We start from the raw sequence: 21509 nt of genomic DNA, 5'->3' as shown, positions 1-21509 counted from the left end.
GTGAATCTCGGCGGCTTTGCGTCGAGATTCACTCAGTTATTGCAATGAATGTTTACATTTTAGCGATTTGTAGCGCGGGGACCGCTCAAGGCAGGCCGTTGCAGCCATGTTTCAGGAATCCCGGGCGTTGTGCCAATCGTTGGAAATACTCGTCGATGGCCGGGTAGTCGGGGCGCTCCATCGGTGTCATCAGCCACCGGTTGACCGACAGCCCGATGACGATGTCGGCCAGCGTAAAGTGTGGCCCGGCGACATACGCTTTGGTGGCCGCGAGCTGATGCTCGAGGATGCCCATTTTCTGATTCCAGCCGTGTACACCGGCGGCAATGTGATGCGGGTCCTGGAACTCCGGATCTTTACGCACCAATGCGGTGAACGCATAGCTCCAGGAGGCATTGAGTTCAGTCGCTTGCCAATCCATCCACTGTTCCACCCGAGCGCGGGCCGCGGGTTCGTGGGGTAGCAGATCAGTGTTGTGGTGTTTGCCGGCCAGATAGCGGCAGATGGTATTGGACTCCCACAGCACGCCGGCCTCATCGATGATCACCGGCACCAGTGCGTTGGGGTTGAGCCTGAGAAACTCCGGCGTGTGGGTCGACGCATAACCGCCGCCCCAGTCCTCACGTTCGTAGGCAACACCCAGTTCCTCACAGGTCCACAGGACTTTTCTGACGTTGATGGACGAGGCTTTACCCAAAATCTTCAGTGCATGTTCCATTGAGCTACTCCGTTAGCGATTCGACGCTTCAGGAATCTAACAGACATTCAGCGTTTTCAAACCGGGGCCGGCAGCGCCGAAGTTGGCAAACCAAACGTGCGATCAAACAACCAGTTGAAGGCGAAGGTGTAGCACGGGATGAAAATGATCAGCGCCGCGTCCAGCAGGAAGGCTTGCACCAGGCTGATGTTCATCCACCAGGCGATCAACGGGATGAGGAACACTATCAAGGTTAGTTGAAAACCCACGGCATGGGCGATGCGCCGTTTAACGGTGCGGGTTCGCGAAGGCTGACGACTTTCCCAGCGCTCAAACAGCGTGGTGTAGAAGAAATTCCAGGTCACCGCGATGGTGGTAATGATCACGGCCAACGGGCCGGTGCTGTCGGGCGAGGTGCCGGACAACAACGCCAGACCCAAGGCCGAGAAGGTCATGCCGATGACCTCGTAAAGCGACACGTAGAGCAATTTTCGTTTAACGCCTTGCATGGGGATTTGCCTCTTTCTGCGAACTTGAAGCCAGGAGTACTGGCGAAGGCGACAAAAGATAGCTTCAATAGGCGTGATAGAAAAAGTCGGTAGCTTTCAGTTTTATTGATAGGAAGAGGAATGAATTTCAACAGTGACAGCATCGAGTTGTTCCTCGCGGTGATCGAGCGCGGCTCGTTTTCCGCCGCTGCTCGGGCGCTGGGTAAAGTGCCGTCGGCGGTGAGCATGGGCATCGCCAACCTGGAAGCCGAACTCGGTTATCCACTGTTCGACCGCAGCCATCGCGAGCCGGTGCCGACGGCGATGGCCAGTGCTTTGGTACCGCATGCGCGGCTGATCGCCGAGCAGCTCAAACAGTTGCAAGTGCATGCAGTCGAGTTGTCGCTGGGGCTGGAAAGCAAGTTGTCGATCGGGGTAGTGGCGGACATCGACAAAGGCCACGTGATGGCGGCAATCAAGGTCATCGCCGAGCGTCATCCGCTACTGGAAATCGAAGTGCTCAGCGCGCCGCAGGACGATGTGCTGGCGATGCTCCACAGCAGCCGGGTCAGCGTTTGCCTGGCGTTCGCCGGGCTGAGCATGAACGTGCTGGAGCGGTTCCAGTTCGTCGGTACCGAGCGGATGATTGCCACGTTGGCGGCGGATAATCCGCTGTTTCAAGGCCAGGATTTGTTTCTCGAAGATTTGGTCCACGTACGGCAAATCATCGTCGCCAGCCGCGACCTGCCGATCAGCGAAACCCGGCCACTGGTGGCCGAGTCTTACTGGCGCACCGACACCCTGGCCATGGCGCTGGAAATGGTCGAGGCCGGATTGGGTTGGGGCAATTTTCCACTGTCGGTGGTCCAGCCGTTGCTCGATGCTGGAAGGCTCAAGCGCCTGAGCTTTCGCAACATCGAGAACGGGTTGGTGCTGCCGGTGCATGCGGTGTGGCTCAAGAGCCAGCCGTTGCAGAAGGGGGCGTTGGCGTTTGTGGAGTTGATGGGGCGCTGAGCGGTGATCCTCTGTGGGAGCGAGCCTGCTCGCGAAAGCGGAGGGGCATTCACCAATAATGTCGAATGACACACCGCTTTCGTCAGAACGCCGCCCGGAGCCAGCTCGCTCCCACACGGGTCAGGTGCTTTCGCGCACCTTCAACTCAAATCCCATGTCCTGCACCGGTTTCGCAACCGTATTACCAGCCATCAACGTCAACATCTGCTCCGCCGCGCGGCGGCCGATGGCTTCTCGTGGGGTGCTGATGCTGCTCAGACGCGGGACCATGTGGGCCGAGGCCGGCAGGTCGTTGAAGCCGAGGATCGCCACTTGTTCGGGGATCTTGATCCCGCAGCGCATGGCTTCGAGCAGTGCGCCCTGGGCCAGGTCGTCGTTGCCGAAGAAGATCGCGTCGACATCGGGATGGGTGGCGAGCAGTTGCAGGAACAGTTCGCCACCAAGGCCGACGGAGGAAGAGCGAGGTGTCAGCACTTCCAGGTCCGGGTCATACAAACCGGCCTTTTGCAGGGTTTTGCGGAAACCTTCGCCGCGCAGCAACGTGCGTTGATCCAGTTGCGCGCCGATGTAGGCCAGACGCTTGCGACCCCGTGACAGCAAATGTTCGGCCGCTGTCTCGCCGGCAGCGAGTTGCGAAAAGCCTACGCAATTGAGCCCGGCTGCGCTGTCCAGTTCCATCATGTACACGCACGGAATGTTGCTGGCCTCGATCATCCGGCGCGAACTTTCGGTGCGGTCGAAACCGGTCAGCAGCAAACCGCGAGGCTGATACGCCATGTAGTTGCGCAGCAGGTTTTCTTCTTCATCACGTGAGTAATGGAAGTTCCCGATCAGCACTTCGAAGCCTTTGGGGCGCAAAACCTGATGAATGGCTTCCAGCGTGTCGATGAACAATAAGTTGGACAGTGACGGCACCAATACCACCACCGAATGGCTCTGGGCCGAGGCTAACGCGCGGGCGGCAGGGTTGACCACGTAGTTGAGTTCAAGCGCCGCTTTCTGCACTTTTTCCACCAGTTCGGTGGCCACCGTGCTGACCCCGCGCAGGGCGCGAGAGGCGGTGATCGGGCTGACACCGGCCAGCCGTGCGACTTCGTTCAAAGTGGGGCGGCCAGTGGTGCGCGTATTTTTATCGTTTTTAGGGGAGATCATCGGACGGCTTGCCAAACAAAATTCGAGGCACTAAGGTAGCGCTGTCTCGACGCAGCTGCAAATGCGTGAGCGGGGTTTGCCTGATCCCCGTTTTTTGGCGTCGGGAACGAACATGCTGCAACCCACAAAAATGACAAGAAGGCGTCGGCAACTTCTGCTTTTGTTCTAGTGTCATAACTGGCAAAGGTAGCGCTGTCTGCGCGCTGAGGTGTTACATGAATCATCCCATCACCGCCCTGGTCATCATGGGCGTTGCCGGTTGCGGCAAGACTTGCGTCAGCGAGGCCTTGTGCCAACTCAGCGGCGCGACCGCCATTGAAGGCGACACTTTCCACCCTGCCGCCAATATCGAAAAGATGAGCGCGGGTATCCCCCTGAACGACGACGACCGTGCCGGCTGGCTCGACAGCCTGTGCGATGAATTGCGCCGCATTGACGCCAAGGGCGAACGCCCGGTGCTGACCTGCTCGGCCCTCAAACACATTTACCGCGAACGTCTGCGCAGCGCCTTGCCGGGCCTGGGCTTCGTGTTCCTTGAATTGACCCCTGAAGTTGCCGCCGATCGTGTCTCTCATCGACCGGGCCACTTCATGCCGTCGACATTGATCGACAGCCAGTTCGCCACCCTTGAATCGCCCGTTGGTGAGCCCCTGACCCTGGCTCTGGACGCTTCGAATCACAGCGTCGACCAATTGGCGAAGCAAGCTCATGACTGGTGGCAGGCGCATGGCCTGAAACACGCCGTATGAGTTTTGCCAGAAGAGATAGCGCTGTCCTGTTGGCTTGCGAATTACCCGCTTTAATAACAACAACAACCAGGAGACACCCCTAATGTTTGGCATGTCCCACGAGACGTTCCTGCTGCTAGACGCAGTGGTCACGGTGATCGGGCTTATCGTCCTGATCACCAAGTTCAAGCTTCATCCGTTCATTGCCCTGATCATCGCCGCCGCTTTTCTCGGGCTGACCTCCGGCATGCCGATCGGCACCATCATCAAGGCGTTCCAGGACGGCTTCGGTGGGGTGCTTGGTTTCGTCGGGATCATCCTTGCGCTGGGCACGATGCTCGGCAAAATGATGGCCGAGTCGGGCGGGGCGGATCAAATTGCCCAAACCCTGATTCGTGCGTTCGGCAAGGACAAGGTGCAGTGGGCGATGATGTTCGCGGCCTTCCTGGTCGGCATTCCGCTGTTCTTCGAAATCGGCTTCGTGCTGCTGATCCCGCTGGTGTTCATCGTGGCCCGGCGTACCGGCGTGTCGATCATCAAGATCGGTATCCCGCTGCTGGCCGGTCTGTCCGCCGTGCACGGTCTGGTTCCGCCGCACCCGGGTCCGTTGCTGGCCATCGGCGTGTTCGGTGCCGACATTGGTAAAACCATTCTTTACGGCCTGATCGTTGCGCTGCCGACGGCCATCATCGCAGGCCCGATCTACGGCACGTTCATTTCCAAATACATCCCGGGTCATCCTAACCAGGAACTGGTCGATCAACTGGCGCGCGAGCCCGAGGCGGCTGAGCTGCCGAGCTTCAGCATCACCCTGATCACCGTGCTGTTGCCGGTGTTCCTGATGTTGCTCAAGACCTTTGCTGACGTGGTGCTGGCGGACGGCAATTTCTTGCGCACCTTCATGGACCTGGTCGGTCACCCGATCTCTGCGTTGTTGCTGGCGTTGCTGCTGTCGCTGTACACCTTCGGGCACCGTCAGGGCATGGGCTCCAACAAGATCCTCAAGTTGCTCGACGCGAGCCTTGCGCCGACCGCCGCGATCATTCTGATCATCGGTGCCGGTGGTGGCTTCAAGCAGATGCTGGTGACCAGCGGTGTGGGTGATGTCATCGGCCACATGGCGGTGAACGCACAAATCTCGCCGATCCTGCTGGCCTGGCTGGTGGCGGCGGTGATTCGTATCGCCACCGGTTCGGCAACCGTGGCGACCATTACCGGCGCCGGCATCGTGGTGCCGGTGGTGGGGATGATTCCGGGTGTGAACCGTGAGCTGCTGGTACTGGCGACCGGTGCCGGTTCGTTGATCCTGTCTCACGTCAACGACGCGGGTTTCTGGCTGGTGAAGCAGTACTTCAACATGACCGTGGCAGAAACCTTCAAGACTTGGACGGCAATGGAAACCATCCTGTCTATCGTAGCGCTGGGCTTTATCCTGCTGCTGTCGATGTTCGTCTAAGCACACCGCAAAACAAATGTGGGAGCGAGCCTGCTCGCGAATGCGGTGTGTCAATCAACATCAAGGTTGACTGACACGCCCTCTTCGCGAGCAGGCTCGCTCCCACAGTGTTATGTGTAGGGCATCAGGTTTTGGTGATCAATCCATCCGCCCGGAACATCCCACGAATCCCGCGCACGGCCTGACGAATCCGGTCCTGGTTTTCGATCAGCGCGAAGCGCACGTGATCATCGCCATACTCACCAAACCCCACGCCGGGCGAAACGCAAACCTTAGCCTCGGACAGTAGTTTCTTGGCAAACTCCAGCGAGCCCAAGTGCGCATAAGCCTCGGGAATCTTCGCCCAGACATACATCGACGCTTTCGGATTCTCGACCATCCAGCCCAGTTCGTGCAGGCCTTTGACCAGCACGTTGCGACGCTGGCGATACTGCTCGGCGATGTCTTTGACGCACTGCTGATCACCTTCCAGCGCCGCAATCGCCGCGACTTGCAGCGGGGTGAACGTGCCGTAGTCGTGGTAGCTCTTGATCCGCGCCAGGGCGTTGACCAGTTCGGCGTTGCCGACCATGAAACCGATGCGCCAGCCCGCCATGTTGTAGCTCTTGGACAGGGTGAAAAACTCCACCGCAATGTCCTTGGCGCCCGGCACTTGCATGATCGACGGGGCTTTCCAGCCGTCGTAGACGATGTCGGCGTAAGCCAGGTCGTGCACCACCAAAACGTCGTACTGCTTGGCGAGGGCGATCACTCGCTCGAAGAAGTCCAGCTCCACGCATTGAGCAGTGGGATTCGACGGGAAGCCGAGGATCATCATTTTCGGTTTCGGAATCGAGCCGCGAATGGCGCTTTCCAGTTCGGCGAAGAAGTCCACGCCCGGAATCAACGGCACCGAACGCACCTGGGCGCCGGCAATCACGGCACCGTAGATGTGAATCGGATAGCTCGGATTCGGCACCAGGACGGTGTCGCCCTGGTCGAGGGTGGCCAGCATCAAATGCGCCAGGCCTTCCTTGGAACCGATGGTGACAATGGCTTCGCTTTCCGGGTCGATGTCGACCTCGTAGCGATCCTTGTACCAATTGGAAATCGCCCGGCGCAGACGCGGAATGCCCTTGGACGTCGAATAACCGTGGGTGTCTTCGCGCTGGGCGACGGTGACGAGTTTTTCCACGATGTGCGGCGGTGTCGGGCCGTCGGGGTTGCCCATGCTGAAGTCGATGATGTCTTCGCCACGACGACGGGCGGCCATCTTCAGCTCGGCAGTGATGTTGAATACGTAAGGGGGGAGTCGATCTATGCGCGCAAAGCGGCGCGGCGAACCTGGGTTAGCCATTGTTGCCTCGGATAACGTGAGCGCCCGGAACCGTCCGAGCGACGCTGGTCACTGCGGTGACCTGTGGCGGAATGTAAGGGTTGATGTGGCAAACTGTCCAGCGACTATGTAAACAAATTTGTCCGAAGGAAATCGGTTGATGGAATTTACCAGTGGCTTCTTGCTGAGCCTTTCGCTGTGCCTGGACATCGGCGTGGCCAACATCGCGATGATCACGCTGGCGATGCAGCGTGGCTATTTTCAAGGCTTCGCGCTGGGTTTGGGGACGTGTGTCGGCGACCTGATCTACGCCGTGCTGGCCCTGGCCGGGATGACCGTTTTGCTGCAATACGAAAGCGTGCGCTGGGTGCTGTGGATCGGAGGTTCGGCGCTGTTGTTGTACTTCGCGGCGAAGATGATCTATTCGGCGATTCACCATGAGGCGGTGCTGGCGCAGGCCGAAGATGTGGGACAGAACTCCCATCGGCGCGAGTTTTTCCGCGGCATCTTCCTCGCCATGTCGTCACCCAGCGCCATTCTCTGGTTCGCGGCGGTGGGCGGCACATTGATCGCTCGTTCCAGTGGCGGTGGCGCACTCAGCTCGGCGCTGTTTCTCGGCGGGTTTCTCTGCGCCGGATTGCTCTGGTGCGTCGCTTTGTGCTTCGCAGCGAGTCACGGCGGCAAGTTGCTGGGCGACAAACTGCTGCGTTACTCCTATATGGCATCGGCGGCGATCTTCTGCTATTTCGCGGTCTACGTGATCCTATCGGGTTATAACGAGTTCGTCGGCGCAGGTGCCGTCGAGCAGTTGCACGCACTGTAATTGGGCGAATCGGGTTTGGCTTCTATACTCCCAGCCGAACCCACTTTTTTGTTCCAGGAGTTGAGCCATGGATGAGCAAACAGGCGTCGAAACGGCCAAGCCACGCTTCGAGCACGGGCACTTCCTGCTCATTGCAGGGCTTGGCGGACGATTTACCGCAGACACCACTAAAGGCATTCCCGATCTCTGGGAGAAATTCATTCCCGAGATTGGCAAAATTCCCGGTCAAAAAAACGAAGTGACCTACGGCGTCTGTTGCAATCCGGATGGCAAGGGCGGCTTCGAATACATCGCCGGCGTTGAAATCAGCAAGCTCGACGACCTGCCCGAGAAATACCGTTGGATTGAGGTCCAGCCTCAGCACTATGCGGTGTTCGAGCACAAAGGCTCTCTCGATCAGTTGCCCCAGACCTTTCAATACATCTGGAAAACCTGGCTTCCGCAGTCCGGTTATCAGGCGGCGGACGCGCCGGAATTCGAACGCTACAGCGAAGACTTCAACCCGAAGCTCAACACCGGTGTGCTGGAAATCTGGCTGCCGCTCAAGCCTTGATTACCGCGGGAGGCGGGCTCGGCGTCCGCCTCCCGCCCGTTACTTGCCTTGCTTCATCCGTCGCGCCCGCAACAGGTCGATCGACAACGTGATAAAGCCAAACGAGCTGATGCCCAACAACATAAGAAGTCCGATCTGAACGCTGCTCATGGTGAGTTCCCCCTATTGATGGCCAGAGACAGGACACATCAATAATCCTCACCGACAAGCAATGACAGCGCCTATACGAAGGCTTTACGGCGCCTGCGGTGATCGATATGAACACCTTATTAATTTATGATCCCCAGCCTTTCCATCGCTGATCCCGAGCTGCCATGAACACCGTCATCCGTCACGTCACACCTGCTGATCTGGACCGTTGCTACGCCATCGAAACCGTTGCCTACGAAGGCGACGAAGCCGCCACCCGCGAGAAAATCGCAACGCGCATCGCCACTTGGCCCGAAGGTTTCATCGTGGCCGAAGTCGACGGCGTCGTAGCCGGTTTCATCAATTCCGGTGCGGCGTTTCAGGTGGAAATGTCGGACGAGGCGTTCAAGGAACTGATCGGCCACGACCCAGCCGGCCCGCACGTGGTCATCATGTCGGTGGTGGTGCACCCGGATTTTCAGGGGCTGGGGCTGGCGAAACGGTTGATGGTCGAATTCATCGAGCGGATGCGCGCGCTGGGCAAGACCAGCATCCATCTGATGTGCAAGGAGCGGCACATTCCGCTGTATGCCGGGTTCGGGTTTGCCTACATCAAGCCTTCAGCGTCTGACCATGGCGGGATGGCGTGGCATGAGATGGTGTTGGAGTTGGGAAAAGAGCAAATGAGTTCTTGAGATAAGTTTTTTAATGGCCTAAATTCAGACCTTATTGCATTGGCCATCCTGTTCGGGTGGTCAGCAGAGGAATGAATGATGCGAGTTGAAACTATCAGTTTTGTTAAAAAGAATGCGGCAGCGCTGGATCTTTCTGAGCCAATGCTCGTCACTCAGAATGGCGTTCCGGCTTATGTGATCGAATCCTACGAGGAGCGTAAGCGGCGAGACGAGGCCATCGCGCTGATCAAACTTCTTTCGTTTTCTTCTCGCGACAAAGAGCAGGGTAAGCTGATTTCTGGCGACACTTTGCTAGCCAGACTGGCGCAGCGGCGACAAATGCAGCAAGACGATAACGATGCCTGAGGTCTTCAGGGTAGAGTTTGCGACCGCTGCGGAGCATGTGGTTGTTTCGCTGGAGCACTATCTCACGCAGCAATGCGGTCAAAAAAAAGCGGCAGAGATGGTTGATCAGCTGGTGATGCAGATCGTTACGGCTTTGAGCAATCAGGCCCATGTTTACGGTGTTTGTCAGGACGCAGCGTCGCTTGGGGTCACTCATTTTCGTGAGTACTTGCCCATGGGGCAGCGGGTTTTGTATGAGGTGTTCCCGAGTGAAAACCTTGTAGTGGTCGCTTTGGTTATCGGCCAGCGTCAAAGTATCGAGAAGCAGTTGCTCGATTACTGTCTTCTCCTCTAACAGCTAGTCAAATCTCAAAAGGGTTGCCTCAAGGCAACCCTTTTTCGTGTTGGATCAGTAGAGGCTATCCCGCACTCTCGCCGGCGCTTCCCGGTCATACGTTCCTGCATCGAACTGCCCATCGTTCAACCGCTTGTGAAACGCACCCGCCGTCGGCAGGGCAGAGCGTTCGAGGTGCTTCTCAGGGTTCCATAAATCCGAACGAACGATGGCCTTGGAGCAGTGGAAATCCGCCGCTTCGACCGTCAGTCGTGGGGTTGGCCATAGAGGGCTTCCAGTTCTTCGATGCTGTCGAGCATAACCACCTCAGAAAATCAGACCCATGCGCCGTTCGTAACCGATCCGGCCCCTGTAGGCTTCGCCGCTGTCGACCCAGCCGAATTTTGCGTAAAGCGCGATGGCCGATGCGTTATCCGCATCCACCGACAACTCCAGCCCCTTTATTTCCGGAAACGCCTGACGCGCCATGTCGGGCAGGGCTTGCAGGCAGGCCTTGCCATAGCCTTTGCCCTGAGCCCGATGATCGACTTGCAGTGCGTGAAGGGTGGCGCTGTGTTCATCGGCCCACGTTGGCAATACGGGCGGGCGTTTGAGCAGCAGAAAGGCCACGGGAACATCCTCGACCAGTAGCGCAAATCCTTTGACGCCGGGGCCGGGTTTGGACAGCAAGGTGTGCAACGCACCGTGAATGTCGCCGGAGAACTTGATCTGCTCTTTGTGAACTTCAATGGCCTCGACCTGCTGGCGCTGGAGCGCGTTCAGGCTGTCGTAAGGCACGAGTCGGGTTGTCACTGGAGTGTCCTTTTTCCAACAAAATGTGGTTCGAATTCTAACGAGTTTGCGTCCATGGATTATTTTTATTTCGACTGTCGATTTGGCTTTTCGCCAGACGACTAAGGGTGTCTTCACAACAAAAACCACGGAGAACCACCATGAACGCTACCCATGAAATCCAGGCCCTGATCGACACCTATCGTCAGGCGGTCATCGCCAAGGATGTCGAGAAACTCATGCCCCTGTATGCCGAGGACATCGTCTCCTACGACGCGGTCAAGGCCCTGCAATTTCGGGGCAAGGCCGCCTACCGCGCGCATTGGCAGGAATGCATGGAAATGTGCCAGGGCGCGCACAAGTTTGATTTCGACCATATGAACATCGTGGCGGACGAGCATATCGCCTTCGCCCACTGGCTGGCCCATTGCGGCGGCACCAACGAGAAGGGCGAAACCCAGGCCTGCTGGATGCGCGTGACTGCCTGCTATCGGCGCGACGATGGGCAATGGCGCATCGTCCACGAACACTGGTCGGCCCCGTTCGACATGATGAGCGGCACGGCGCTGTTCAACCTGGAACCCTGAGCGTCAGGCCGATTCGTCGGGAATGTCGCGAAAGCGTCAATCAGCAGCCATAGTTGATCCGTTCGATTCAGGAGAGCCCCATGAAGTATTTATGCCTGGTCTACAGCAACGAGCACGAGTTGCACTCGCTGCCCGAAAGCCCGAATGACGCTGAATGCATGGCTTACGCCGAGGCGATCCAGGGCAGCGGCCGAATGGTCGCGGCCGAGGCGCTGGAATCGGTGCAGACCGCGACCACGGTGCGGATGCGCAACGGGAAGATGTCGATCACCGACGGCCCGTTCGCCGAAACCAAGGAGCAGTTGGCCGGCTTCTACCTGATCGATGCCAAGGACCTCAATGAAGCCATCCAGGTCGCCGGCAACATCCCGGCGGCCCGGGTCGGCTGTGTCGAGGTGCGTCCCGTTCGTCAGTTGAATACCGGCACCTGATGTCGGCCGAGTCGGTACGGGCGCGGGTCGAGCAGGTTTACCGCGAAGAGTCACGGCGGATTCTGGCGACCCTGATCCGTTTGCTCGGCGATTTCGACCTCGCCGAAGAAGCCTTGCACGAGGCGTTTTTCGTCGCGGTCGAGCGCTGGCAGCGTGACGGCGTACCGGGCAATCCACGTACCTGGCTCGTGTCCACCGGGCGTTTCAAGGCCATTGATGTGTTGCGTCGGCGCGCACGCTTCATCGCTTCGCAACCGATGTTGATCGCTCAACTGGAGGCGCTGGAGCAGGCCGACTGGAGTGACGAAGACGTGGAAGACGATCGCCTGCGCCTGATCTTCACCTGTTGTCACCCGGCACTCGCGGCGGACGCCCAGGTGCCGTTGACGCTGCGCGAAGTCTGCGACCTGACCACGGAAGAAATCGCTAGAGCCTTTCTGTCGGCGCCAGCGACCATCGCCCAGCGCATCGTGCGCGCCAAGGCCAAAATCCGTGACGCGAAAATTCCTTATCAAGTGCCGACCCTGGCGGAATTGCCCGAGCGCCTGGACAGCGTGCTGCGGGTGATTTACCTGGTGTTCAACGAAGGCTATTCCGCGTCCATGGGCGCGGAACTGACCCGTGATGATTTGACCCGCGAGGCGATTCGGCTCGGTCGTTTGTTGATGGAACTGCTACCCGAACCCGAAGTGATGGGGCTGCTGGCGCTGATGCTGCTGCACGAGTCCCGACGCCCGGCCAGGACATCGGCGAGCGGAGAGTTGATCGTGCTGGAAGAGCAGGATCGTTCGTTGTGGGACGCTTCGATGATCGAAGAAGGTTGCGCGTTGGTAGAGCGGGCGTTGACGACTCGGCGCTTCGGGCCTTATTGCCTGCAAGCGGCGATTGCGGCGTCGCATGCCGAAGCGCCCACGGCGGCGGAAACAGACTGGCTGGAGATTGTGGGTCTGTATGACGTGCTGTTGCGGGCGGCGCCTTCGCCAGTGATCGAATTGAACCGTGCGGTGGCGATCTCCAAACGGGATGGGCCGTTGGCGGGCTTGGCGTTGGTTGACGGGATTCTGGGTCGGGGGGATTTGCCGGATTACCACTTGGCGCACGCGGCGCGGGGGGAGTTTTGTCGGCAGTTGGGAAGGGGCGAGGAGGCGCGGACGGCTTATGAACGGGCGTTAGAGTTGACGCAGCAAGTGCCGGAACGGAGGTTTATCGAGGCCCGGTTGCGGGAGTTAGATCGCTCCCTCACCCTAACCCTCTCCCCAAGGGGTAGAGGGGACTGACCGAGGTGTTCTTTCGAATTACATCGACCTGAGATTCCGAGTCGAACTCAGCTTTGAAGCTATTGAGATCGAGCTTCCTTTCCCCCTCTCCCCTCTGGGGCGGTCCGACGTTTCGGGAGCGCTGGGGTGAGGGGTGGCCCTTACCATCGCCATCGCTACTCCAGCATCTTGCCTAACAACCAACTCCCCGCCGGCCCTGGCGGATGCAGCCGCGACCACAGTGCATCGACGAACACCGGTTTTGGCCAGCCGCGCACGTCCAGTTCCTGCAACGTCCCAGGCCCAAACCGCTCCACCAGCCACCGGGGCAACGGCGCCCAGCCGAATCCGCCCTGAGCCATTTCCAGCAGCATCAGGTAACTCGGCGCCGACCAGACGCGCCCCTTTGCCCGGCTTTCATACGGATTGACGATCGTCGCCAGACGCAGCTCCCGGTGTTGTTGCAACACGTCCTGATTGATGTGGCTCAGCGCCGCCAACGGATGTTCGCGGGACACGAACAGGGCAATTTCGGCCCGTTCTTCCATGGTCGAACTGACCAGGTCCGGCGGGTAACTGTCCTGTTTTTCGGCGAAGGCCACATGCGCCCGACCCCGTTGCACCAACGCCACCAAGTCATCGCACTCGGCGATCAGGCATTCAAGTTCCAGATCCGGATAACGCTGCTCGAAGGCGCTGAGCGCCGCTTCGAATCGGTCGGACTGATACGTGTCGGAAATCGCCACGGTCAGCTTCGGCTCGACCCCTTGGGACAGTTGGCTGGCGGTCATTTCCAGTCGGCTGTTGGCGGCCAGAATGTCCTCGGCCCGTTGCAGCATCACGTGCCCGGCCGGGGTCAGGCTCGGTTTGCGGCTGCTGCGGTCGAACAGCGTCAGGTTCAAGTCGATTTCAAGGCTGGCCACGGCGGCGCTGATGGTCGACTGACTGCGGCCCAATTTGCGCGCCGCGGCGGAAAACGAGCCTTGAGTCGCTGCCTGAACGAAGGCCTGCAACACTTCTTGAGAGGCCATGAACTATCGCCTTGATCGATGGTTATTGGTTATGAAGTATCGGATTGAAGAAGGATCATGGCAACCACAGTCACTCAGAGGAGTCTGGCCATGAGCGCCCACAAATCCATTACTGAACGTATTTTCCAGGCCATTGGTTTCGAATTGTTGGCCATCCTGATCTGTACGCCGCTGCTGGCGTGGATCATGGACAAACCGATGCTCGAAATGGGCGTCGTGACCATGGCTATCGCGGCACTAGCCCTGGCCTGGAACGTGGTCTTCAACGGATTGTTCGACCGTGCGCTCAAACACTACGACATCGTGCACAACGCGTGGGTACGTGTTGTCCATGCGCTGTTGTTCGAAGGCGGTCTGGTCGCGGTGGGTGTGCCGTTGATTGCCTGGTGGCTGAAGGTCAGCCTGTGGCAAGCGTTCCTGCTGGACATCGGTGTGCTGCTGTTTTTCCTGCCGTACACCTACGTCTACCACTGGCTCTATGACGTAGTGCGGGAGCGGGTGGTGATGCGCCAGGCTGTCTCGGGATAAAAGCAAAATCTTAAGGCGTTTACAAAAACATCCCGCCCGACGCTTCCACGCGCTGCCCGTTGATCCACTGGCTACCCGGGGCCAGCAACAGCGCAATCGCAGCACCGATGTCATCCGGCTGACCAACGCGCCCCAATGCGGTATTGCCGGCGACATAGCTGTTCACGTCGCTGTTATCACGCACCGTGCCGCCGCCGAAATCGGTTTCGATCGCCCCGGGTGCCAGGGTATTCACGGAAATGCCGCGCGCACCGAGTTCCTTGGCCTGATAACGCGTCAGCACTTCCATCGCGCCTTTCATCGCCGCGTAGGCGCCGTAACCCGGCAAGCTGAAGCGGGTCAGACCGCTGGAAACGTTGAGGATACGGCCACCGTCAGCCATCAGCGGCAGCAGGTTCTGGGTGAGGAAGAACGGCCCCTTCAGATGGATGTTCATCAGTAAATCGAACTGGGCGACGGTGGTGTCAACGAAAGTTGCATTCAGGCCGATGCCGGCGTTGTTGAGCAAGAAGTCGAAGTGCTCGCGATCAAAACGGCTGCGCAAAACATTGGCGACCTGCGTGGCGAAATCTGCGAAGCCTTCACTCTGACCAACGTCCAGTTGCAGCATGACTGCACGAGCGCCGAGGGTTTCGATTTCTGTGACCAGTGCTTGTGCCTCTTCGGCGCGGCTGTTGTAGGTGCCGATGATGTCGATGCCTTGGGCTGCCAAATGCAGGGCTGCGTTTTTGCCAAGGCCGCGGCTGGCGCCGGTGATCAGTGCGATTTTACGGTTCATGGGGCTTCCTCAAGGAGCAGTGGGTGATGATGTGGAGGAAGTTTATTTATCCGTCCTGAAGTGATAAACAGGCTGAAATCGGAATCACTGGTCGGTTAATCCGAACAATAAAGGTCGGCCCATGAACAAGCTGGAACTGTTGCGCACTTTCGTTCGCGTCACCGAGATGTCGAGTTTTACCCTCGCCGGTGAAAGCCTGGGTTTGCCCAGGTCCACCGTGTCCGAGCACGTCCAGGCCCTCGAAATGCTGGTCGGCACGCGGTTACTGCAACGCACCACGCGTAAGGTTCAGGCGACTCAGGACGGCCTGGTGTTGTACGAGCGCAGCAAGGATTTGCTGTCGCACATGGACGAAATCGAAGGGTTGTTCCGCCAGGACGAAGCGTCGCTCGTTGGGCGGATTCGCATCGACATGCCGAACATTCTGGCCCGTCGGGTGGTGATGCCGCGTCTGCCCGAGTTCATGGCTCAGCACCCCAATCTCGAGCTGGAAATCAGCAGCACCGACCGCCGGGTCGATGTGCTCAGCGAAGGGTTTGATTGCGTGGTGCGAGTCGGCGCGCAGCCGGATCAATCGGTGGTCGCGCGTCACTTGTGCGATTTCACCATGGTCAACTGCGCCAGCCCCGAGTATCTGCAGCGTTATGGCGTGCCTGAACGGCTCGAAGACCTGACGCAGCATCGACTGGTCCATTACGTCGGCGTATTGGGTTCGCGGTCGGAGGGTTTTTTGTACGAGCAAGAGGGCAAGCTGCATCGATTGCCAATGGCGGGCAGCGTCACGGTCAACAGCACCGATTGTTACGAGTCGGCGTGTCTAGGCGGTTTTGGTTTGATCCAGGCGCCGCTGATGGGCATGCAGCCCCACCTGCGCAGCGGCGAGCTGGTGGCGGTGCTGCCGCAATTCAATGCGCCATCCATGGAGGTTTCGCTGCTCTACGCCCGGCAACGGCATTTACCGTTGCGGGTGAGAGCGTTCATGGATTGGTTGGGGCAGGTGATCCAGTCAACCATCTGACCTTAGAACAGCTTGGTGAAGAGCCAATACAAACTGCCCGACAACAGAATCGCCGCCGGCAAGGTCAGCACCCAGGCCATCAGCAGGTTGCGGATGGTCTTCATCTGCAAGCCGCCGCCGTTGGCGACCATGGTCCCGGCCACGCCCGATGACAGTACGTGTGTGGTCGACACCGGCAGGCCGAACATGTCCGCCGCGCCAATGGTCAGCATCGCGACGGTTTCCGCTGAGGCGCCTTGCGCATACGTCAGGTGGGTCTTGCCGATCTTCTCGCCGACCGTCACCACGATACGTTTCCAGCCGACCATGGTGCCCAGCCCCAAGGCGATGGCCACCGCGATTTTCACCCATAGGGGAATGAACCGTGTGGCGTTGTCGATCTGCTGCTTGAACAGTTGCAGCTTGCCGCTGGTGTCGGCGTCGAAGTTGCCGACCTTGTTTTTGTCCATCAGGCGAATGGTTTCGCTGGTCAGGTACATGTCGTTACGCACGTTGCCCATGGCCTCGGCCGGGACTTTCGAGAGTGAGCCGTAGCCCTTCACTTCGTTCCCGATATAGCCGGTCAAGGCGGCGAGGGCGGGGATCAGTTGGGGTGAGGCTTCCTTGCTGCGCATGTATTCGGACAACACCGCGCGAGGATCGGCGGGCGCTGGCAGCGGCGAACTTTTGACCAGCGCTTGTTGGGTGACTTCGGCCACGGCGGCAAACTGCAGCGCCTGGTCCGCCGGCATGGTGCGGTTCAGTGCGTAAGCCATCGGCAGCGTGCCGACCAGAATCAGCATGATCAGGCCCATGCCTTTCTGGCCGTCGTTGGAACCGTGAGCGAAAGACACACCGGTGCAGGTCAGGATCAACATGCCGCGAATCCACCAAGGTGGCGGCGTGTTGCCCTTCGGTGCTTTATACAGCGCACGATTCTTGACGAAAGCCCGCAAGGCCAGCAGCAACAGCGCGGCGAACGCGAAGCCGATCAGCGGCGAGAGCAACAGTGCGTATCCGACTTTGGTTGCCTGCGCCCAGTCTACGCCGCTGGTGCCGTCACGACCGTGCATCAGGGCATTGGCCACGCCGACACCGATGATCGAGCCAATCAGGGTGTGCGACGAAGACGCCGGCAAGCCCAGCCACCAGGTGCCGAGGTTCCACAGGATCGCGGCGATCAACAGGGCGAAAATCATCGCGAAACCGGCGGAGGAACCGACTTGCAGAATCAGTTCCACCGGCAGCAGGGCGATGATGCCGAACGCCACCGCGCCGCTGGACAGCAGCACCCCGAGGAAGTTGAAGAACCCGGACCAGGCCACTGCGAAATTCGGCGGCAAGGAGTTGGTGTAAATCACCGTGGCCACGGCGTTGGCGGTGTCGTGAAAACCGTTGACGAACTCAAAACCGAGGGCAATCAGCAGCGCCACGCCCAACAGCAGAAACGGCGTCCAGGTGGTCACCACGGTGCCGATTTCGTTCATGTCGTGCATCAGGCTGTAGGCGGTGAACAACAGCCCGCTCCCCAGCACTGCGAAGAAAATCACGATGGTGAGCAAGCCGGGCTTCTTGTCGAGTTGCGGTTTGGCGCTACTGGTGGGCGCTTGGGCGGCGGTGAAGGAAGGAGTAGCCATGACGGACAATCCTGAGGGAGAAGGAGTGTCGCCCATGATCGTTGCTGAATGTTACAGGGAGGCTGCGTTAGGTCAGGGTTTTGGGTTTTTGCTAATGCCGTCCATCAGAACTCACTACCCTGATCGTTCCCACGCTCTGCGTGGGAATGCCGCCCCGGACGCTCTGCGTCCAGCGTTGACGCAGAGCGTCAATGGATGCATTCCCACGCAGAGCGTGGGAACGATCAACGGGGGAGGCTCAATAATCCTGGCGTTTACGAAACGCCCAACGCCCGGCGATCACGGTAAACGTCGCGACCAACGCCACCAGAATCCAGAACCCTTCCGGGTCGCCGGAAAGCGGCACCCCACCGACGTTCATGCCAAAGAACCCGGCGATGATGTTGATCGGCAACGCCAGTACCGTGACCACGGTCAGGGTGAACAGTGTGCGGTTGCTCTGTTCGTTGAGGTTGGCGGCGATTTCTTCCTGCAACAGCTTGATCCGTTCGCCCAGCGCCGTGAGGTCGTTGATGATCAGCGCGAACTCCTCGGTGGACTTGCGCAATTCCTTCACATCCTCCTTCTGCAACCACAGCGGCGGGCGATTAAGCAGGCGCAGCAACGAGCCCGGTTCCAGCGCCAACAAGCGTTGCAGGCGTACCAGCACCCGTCGGTTGGCACCCAGCTCTGCCCGGTTGGTCGACAGCCGCGAGGACAGCAATTCATCTTCGATCTGATCGACACTGAGGCTGGTCTTGCGCACGATCTGGGTCAGCACTTCGCCCTGATCGCGCAGCAGATGCACCAGCAATTCCAGCGGCGAGCGAAAGCATTCACCGGCCTTCACCGACGAGCGCAGCTTGTCCACCGAGTGCAGCGGTTGCAGTCGCGCGCTGACGATCAGCCGACTGCGGGCGCAGACCCACAGCGTCGAAACATCGGAGGAAACCATGCTGCTGAGGTTGAACACCACGTCGTTGACCACCGCCAGCAACGCTGAATCCACATGCTCGATGCGCGTCGAACGGGAGCCCTCATGCAGCGCTTCGAAAAATTCGTCGGGCAATTCCAGATGGCTTTTCATCCAACGCTCGCACGCCGCATGAGCCAGGTTGAGGTGCAGCCAGAGAAATTCGTCGTTGTCGCCGGGCTGTTGCAGGCACTGCAACGCCTTGGCCGAATCGAGCTCCCGGCCGCGCTCGCCGGGGCGAAAACTGAAACCGTACAGCAGACCGAACAGGTCAGTGTCGCGATGGCTTTGGTCGATGCTGTGGTTCATGAGGTCTCGCTGTGAGGAGGCGCCTGTCGCGGGTTTCACAGGTTCACTTGAGCCGCATCATCGCAAGGTGTTTTGACAGTTTTGTGACAGAACGGTAGAGGCGAAATAGTGGCACTACCGACGGTCGGAATTGATTAAAGAACCGCTCTGGCACGCCGATCTTGCCTACGTTAACTTGCACGGTTTTGGCCACTGGCCAAGGTCGCAGACAGGGATGTCCGGACACCTTTCACGCCTGATCGCGGCGTGCCTTATCCCTGCCATGAGATCACTCGATGTTTTTGCAAAAATCCCTGAGAGCACAAATCCTTGCCTTGTTGAGCGGCAGCCTGTTGGCCATGTTGCTGATCGCCCTGGCCTGCTTTCACTTTCTGTCCAGCGGTGTTCAGAACTACGCGAATCTGATCGAAGGCCCGCTGCACACCTCGCAATTGATCGATGAAGCCAACCTGCAATTTAAGGTGCAGGTTCAGGAATGGAAAAACGTTCTGCTACGCGGCAAGCAGCCTGCGGACTTGGACAAATACTGGAAGCAATTCGAGGACCGTCAGCGCGACGTGCAGGGCATCCTCGGTGAACTGGCCGGGCAGAAGGGTATCGAGCCGTCACTCAAGACTCGCATCGAACGCCTGCGGGACGAACATCGTCTGTTGGGCGCGGCTTATCAGAAGGGCCGTGACGCCTACGTGGCGGCAGGCGCCGACCCAACGGTTGGCGACACGGCGGTCAAAGGTGTGGACCGCGCGACCAGCGAGCAGATGAGTGAGTTGGTCAGCGAATTGCGCAAGCAGGGTGCCGAGCAATCGAAGCTGATCAGCACCGGGGCCGACCGCACCGTGTTGCTGGGGATCATTGTGATGCTCGTCTCGGGTCTGTTGATCGGGTTGCTGAGCCTGTGGCTGGTCAACCGCAACCTGGTGGAACCGATACGCAAACTGATCGAGTACGTGGCGCAACTCAGCCAGGGTCGTTTCGCCGAACGCGTGGCCAGCACCCGTCAGGACGAGTTGGGCAAACTGGCGATGGCCGCCAATACCCTGCGCGATTTTCTTGCCGAAACCTTCAACCGTTTGCAGCGCAGCGCCTCGGATCTGGACAGCGCCAGCGGTGAGCTGAATTCCATCGCCAGCCTTATGGCCAGTGGCACTAACGAGCAGTTCAACCGCACCGATCAGGTGGCCACGGCGATGAACGAAATGTCTGCTACCGCGCAAGAAGTCGCACGTCACGCTGCCGATGCGGCACGTGCCGCCGATGATGCCGACCAGTCCGCCCAGCAGGGCGAAAAGGTCATGCAGGGCACCATTCACACCATCACCCAAATGCGCGGCGAAATCGCCAATACCGCCACGGTCATCCGTCGTCTGGAAACCGACAGCGGGCGCATCGGTAAGGTACTGGAAGTGATTCGCGGCATCGCCGAGCAGACCAATCTGCTGGCGCTCAACGCCGCCATCGAAGCAGCCCGTGCCGGTGAAGCCGGGCGCGGTTTTGCGGTGGTGGCCGATGAAGTCCGCAGCCTGGCCCAGCGCACGGCGGCATCGATCATCGAGATCAACCAGATCATTCAAACGGTGCAAACCGGTGCGGTGGACGCCGCTCAGGCGATTGAAAGTGGTCAGTCGCGCAGTGAGGAAAGTGTCGAGCAAGTGACTCAGGCCGGCGCCATGCTGGAGCGCATCACCCTTGCCGTGGAAGCCATCCGCGACATGAACCGCCAGATCGCTACCGCCGCGGAAGAGCAGACATCGGTGGCCGAAGACATCTCGCGCAACCTCACCGAGATCACCAGCATCGCCAGCACCAATCTGGATAACGTGCAGCGCACCGAAGCGGCCAGCCACAACCTGCATGGGTTGTCAGGGCAGTTGAATGAAGTCACGGCGCGTTTAAGCGCGTAACGGGAATGACTGTGTACCGGTTTGCTTACTGAGTCGGTACACAGTCGATCTCAAGTCCGCAGTGTCGATGTCGATGACCACGGTAATCCCAAATCCCAATGGAAAACCGCCATGGTCAGCATCACTTCCGTTTCGATCACCCCGACGGCCTCGACTGCTTCGAACAAGACTGCCCTCAGCGACAGCACCGAAGACACCTCAGTCACGGCAACCGCTGAGGCGTCCAGCGACACCACCAAGGTATCCGCCGGCGGCGCCCCCGCGGCGAGCGGCAGCAGTTCCAGCAGTAGCGAAGAATCCGATACGGTGAAAGAGCTGCGCAAGCAGATCGCCGAGCTGCAAAAGCAATTGCAGGAACAACAGCAGCAACTGCAAGCGGCCCAGGCCAAACAGGAAAGCGCCGAGGCAAAAGCGGCGGACGTCGCGGCGGCTCAGTCGCAGATGGCGGCCACTTCAGCTTCGTTGCAGACCGCGACGGCGGCGTTGTTGCAGGCGTTGCAGGATTCCGGTTCAAGCACTTCGGGGTCTCTGGTCAGCACTTCGGCCTGATATCCCGTTCAGTAGGCATGACCGCTGGTCGGATTCGACGCTTCAAACCCATT

24 protein-coding genes and 1 pseudogene are annotated in these 21509 nt (G+C 59.2%); 15 read left to right on the top strand and 10 right to left on the bottom strand.

Going from position 1 to position 21509, the window contains the following annotated elements:
* Positions 1-85: 85 nt before the first annotated feature.
* Together JFU47_RS10680 and JFU47_RS10675 are read right to left on the bottom strand one after the other, a co-directional pair.
* A complete protein-coding gene (locus JFU47_RS10680; protein WP_123367181.1) occupies positions 86-718 on the bottom strand; it encodes a glutathione S-transferase family protein in 633 nt (210 codons plus the stop codon).
* A 56-nt stretch (positions 719-774) separates the two neighbouring features.
* Positions 775-1206, bottom strand: a complete 432-nt coding sequence (locus JFU47_RS10675) for a PACE efflux transporter (RefSeq protein ID WP_201182864.1) — start codon at positions 1204-1206, stop codon at positions 775-777.
* A gap of 120 nt (positions 1207-1326) precedes the next feature.
* Here JFU47_RS10675 and JFU47_RS10670 point away from each other — a divergent pair, with 120 nt between their 5' ends.
* Positions 1327-2199, top strand: a complete 873-nt coding sequence (locus JFU47_RS10670; protein ID WP_201182862.1) for a LysR family transcriptional regulator — start codon at positions 1327-1329, stop codon at positions 2197-2199.
* 120 nt (positions 2200-2319) lie between these two features.
* On the opposite strand, the gene JFU47_RS10665 is transcribed toward JFU47_RS10670, so the two are convergent.
* Complete coding sequence (locus JFU47_RS10665; protein WP_201182860.1) at positions 2320-3351, bottom strand: LacI family DNA-binding transcriptional regulator; 1032 nt, start codon at positions 3349-3351, stop codon at positions 2320-2322.
* A gap of 215 nt (positions 3352-3566) precedes the next feature.
* Between JFU47_RS10665 and JFU47_RS10660 the strand changes: the two genes are divergently transcribed.
* Together JFU47_RS10660 and JFU47_RS10655 are read left to right on the top strand one after the other, a co-directional pair.
* The gene (locus JFU47_RS10660; RefSeq protein WP_046049516.1) at positions 3567-4100 is read left to right on the top strand and encodes a gluconokinase; all 534 of its coding nucleotides are present in this window, start codon (positions 3567-3569) and stop codon (positions 4098-4100) included.
* An 82-nt stretch (positions 4101-4182) separates the two neighbouring features.
* Positions 4183-5535 carry a GntP family permease gene (locus tag JFU47_RS10655; protein WP_201182858.1) on the top strand — a complete coding sequence of 451 codons (1353 nt, stop codon included), beginning with the start codon at positions 4183-4185 and terminating at the stop codon, positions 5533-5535.
* Between the two features lie 124 nt (positions 5536-5659).
* Here the strand turns inward: JFU47_RS10655 and alaC are convergent, their stop codons facing one another.
* Positions 5660-6871 carry an alanine transaminase gene (gene alaC / locus JFU47_RS10650; protein WP_201182856.1) on the bottom strand — a complete coding sequence of 404 codons (1212 nt, stop codon included), beginning with the start codon at positions 6869-6871 and terminating at the stop codon, positions 5660-5662.
* Between the two features lie 139 nt (positions 6872-7010).
* Here alaC and JFU47_RS10645 point away from each other — a divergent pair, with 139 nt between their 5' ends.
* The 5 genes from JFU47_RS10645 to JFU47_RS10625 all read left to right on the top strand — a co-directional run bounded on the left by JFU47_RS10645 (position 7011) and on the right by JFU47_RS10625 (position 9729).
* A complete protein-coding gene (locus tag JFU47_RS10645; RefSeq protein ID WP_201182854.1) occupies positions 7011-7673 on the top strand; it encodes a LysE family translocator in 663 nt (220 codons plus the stop codon).
* A gap of 67 nt (positions 7674-7740) precedes the next feature.
* Positions 7741-8226, top strand: a complete 486-nt coding sequence (locus JFU47_RS10640; protein ID WP_201182853.1) for a GyrI-like domain-containing protein — start codon at positions 7741-7743, stop codon at positions 8224-8226.
* Positions 8227-8540: 314 nt separating this feature from the next.
* A complete protein-coding gene (locus tag JFU47_RS10635) occupies positions 8541-9050 on the top strand; it encodes a GNAT family N-acetyltransferase (RefSeq protein ID WP_201182851.1) in 510 nt (169 codons plus the stop codon).
* Between the two features lie 78 nt (positions 9051-9128).
* Positions 9129-9395, top strand: coding sequence for a type II toxin-antitoxin system Phd/YefM family antitoxin (locus JFU47_RS10630; protein ID WP_140895179.1), 267 nt, complete (start codon positions 9129-9131; stop codon positions 9393-9395).
* Entirely contained in the window at positions 9388-9729 is a 342-nt protein-coding gene (locus tag JFU47_RS10625) for a type II toxin-antitoxin system RelE/ParE family toxin (RefSeq protein WP_201182849.1), read from the top strand. Before JFU47_RS10630 ends, JFU47_RS10625 begins: the two co-directional genes overlap by 8 nt.
* Positions 9730-9783: 54 nt before the next feature.
* On the opposite strand, the pseudogene JFU47_RS10620 reads toward JFU47_RS10625, so the two are convergent.
* Together JFU47_RS10620 and JFU47_RS10615 are read right to left on the bottom strand one after the other, a co-directional pair.
* Positions 9784-9978, bottom strand: a pseudogene (locus JFU47_RS10620) (pyridoxamine 5'-phosphate oxidase family protein); the annotation flags it as partial.
* Positions 9979-10035: 57 nt separating this feature from the next.
* Entirely contained in the window at positions 10036-10521 is a 486-nt protein-coding gene (locus JFU47_RS10615) for a GNAT family N-acetyltransferase (RefSeq protein WP_201182847.1), read from the bottom strand.
* Positions 10522-10661: 140 nt separating this feature from the next.
* On the opposite strand from JFU47_RS10615, the gene JFU47_RS10610 reads away from it, so the two are divergent.
* The 3 genes from JFU47_RS10610 (at position 10662) to JFU47_RS10600 (ending at position 12795) form a co-directional block, all read left to right on the top strand.
* Positions 10662-11087, top strand: a complete 426-nt coding sequence (locus JFU47_RS10610; RefSeq protein ID WP_140895176.1) for a YybH family protein — start codon at positions 10662-10664, stop codon at positions 11085-11087.
* Positions 11088-11167: 80 nt separating this feature from the next.
* Positions 11168-11518, top strand: a complete 351-nt coding sequence (locus JFU47_RS10605) for a YciI family protein (RefSeq protein ID WP_201182845.1) — start codon at positions 11168-11170, stop codon at positions 11516-11518.
* Positions 11518-12795, top strand: coding sequence for an RNA polymerase sigma factor (locus JFU47_RS10600; RefSeq protein WP_201182843.1), 1278 nt, complete (start codon positions 11518-11520; stop codon positions 12793-12795). The genes JFU47_RS10605 and JFU47_RS10600 overlap by 1 nt, the downstream gene beginning before the upstream one ends.
* 155 nt (positions 12796-12950) lie before the next feature.
* Here JFU47_RS10600 and JFU47_RS10595 read toward each other — a convergent pair whose 3' ends face one another.
* A complete protein-coding gene (locus tag JFU47_RS10595; RefSeq protein ID WP_201182841.1) occupies positions 12951-13805 on the bottom strand; it encodes a LysR family transcriptional regulator in 855 nt (284 codons plus the stop codon).
* Between the two features lie 90 nt (positions 13806-13895).
* Here JFU47_RS10595 and JFU47_RS10590 point away from each other — a divergent pair, with 90 nt between their 5' ends.
* Positions 13896-14333, top strand: a complete 438-nt coding sequence (locus tag JFU47_RS10590) for a multidrug/biocide efflux PACE transporter (protein ID WP_201182839.1) — start codon at positions 13896-13898, stop codon at positions 14331-14333.
* Between the two features lie 19 nt (positions 14334-14352).
* On the opposite strand, the gene JFU47_RS10585 is transcribed toward JFU47_RS10590, so the two are convergent.
* Positions 14353-15111, bottom strand: coding sequence for an SDR family NAD(P)-dependent oxidoreductase (locus JFU47_RS10585; RefSeq protein WP_201182837.1), 759 nt, complete (start codon positions 15109-15111; stop codon positions 14353-14355).
* Between the two features lie 121 nt (positions 15112-15232).
* On the opposite strand from JFU47_RS10585, the gene JFU47_RS10580 reads away from it, so the two are divergent.
* On the top strand, positions 15233-16129 hold the full coding sequence (locus JFU47_RS10580; protein WP_201182835.1) for a LysR family transcriptional regulator: 897 nt from the start codon (positions 15233-15235) through the stop codon (positions 16127-16129).
* Between the two features lie 2 nt (positions 16130-16131).
* On the opposite strand, the gene JFU47_RS10575 is transcribed toward JFU47_RS10580, so the two are convergent.
* Positions 16132-17745 (bottom strand): inorganic phosphate transporter, encoded by a 1614-nt coding sequence (locus JFU47_RS10575; RefSeq protein WP_201182833.1) that lies wholly within the window; start codon positions 17743-17745, stop codon positions 16132-16134.
* Positions 17746-17983: 238 nt separating this feature from the next.
* Entirely contained in the window at positions 17984-19006 is a 1023-nt protein-coding gene (locus tag JFU47_RS10570) for a transporter (RefSeq protein WP_140676616.1), read from the bottom strand.
* 275 nt (positions 19007-19281) lie between these two features.
* Between JFU47_RS10570 and JFU47_RS10565 the strand changes: the two genes are divergently transcribed.
* Both JFU47_RS10565 and JFU47_RS10560 read left to right on the top strand, forming a co-directional pair.
* Positions 19282-20907 (top strand): methyl-accepting chemotaxis protein, encoded by a 1626-nt coding sequence (locus JFU47_RS10565; RefSeq protein ID WP_201182831.1) that lies wholly within the window; start codon positions 19282-19284, stop codon positions 20905-20907.
* Positions 20908-21018: 111 nt separating this feature from the next.
* Entirely contained in the window at positions 21019-21456 is a 438-nt protein-coding gene (locus JFU47_RS10560) for a hypothetical protein (protein WP_201182829.1), read from the top strand.
* Positions 21457-21509: the final 53 nt, after the last annotated feature.

This window comes from Pseudomonas sp. TH39(2020), assembly GCF_016650715.1.
In the GTDB taxonomy this organism is placed as follows: domain Bacteria; phylum Pseudomonadota; class Gammaproteobacteria; order Pseudomonadales; family Pseudomonadaceae; genus Aquipseudomonas; species Aquipseudomonas mandelii_C.
The sequence above is the reverse complement of the archived record's forward strand: the minus strand, read 5'-3'. Positions and strand labels throughout refer to the sequence as shown.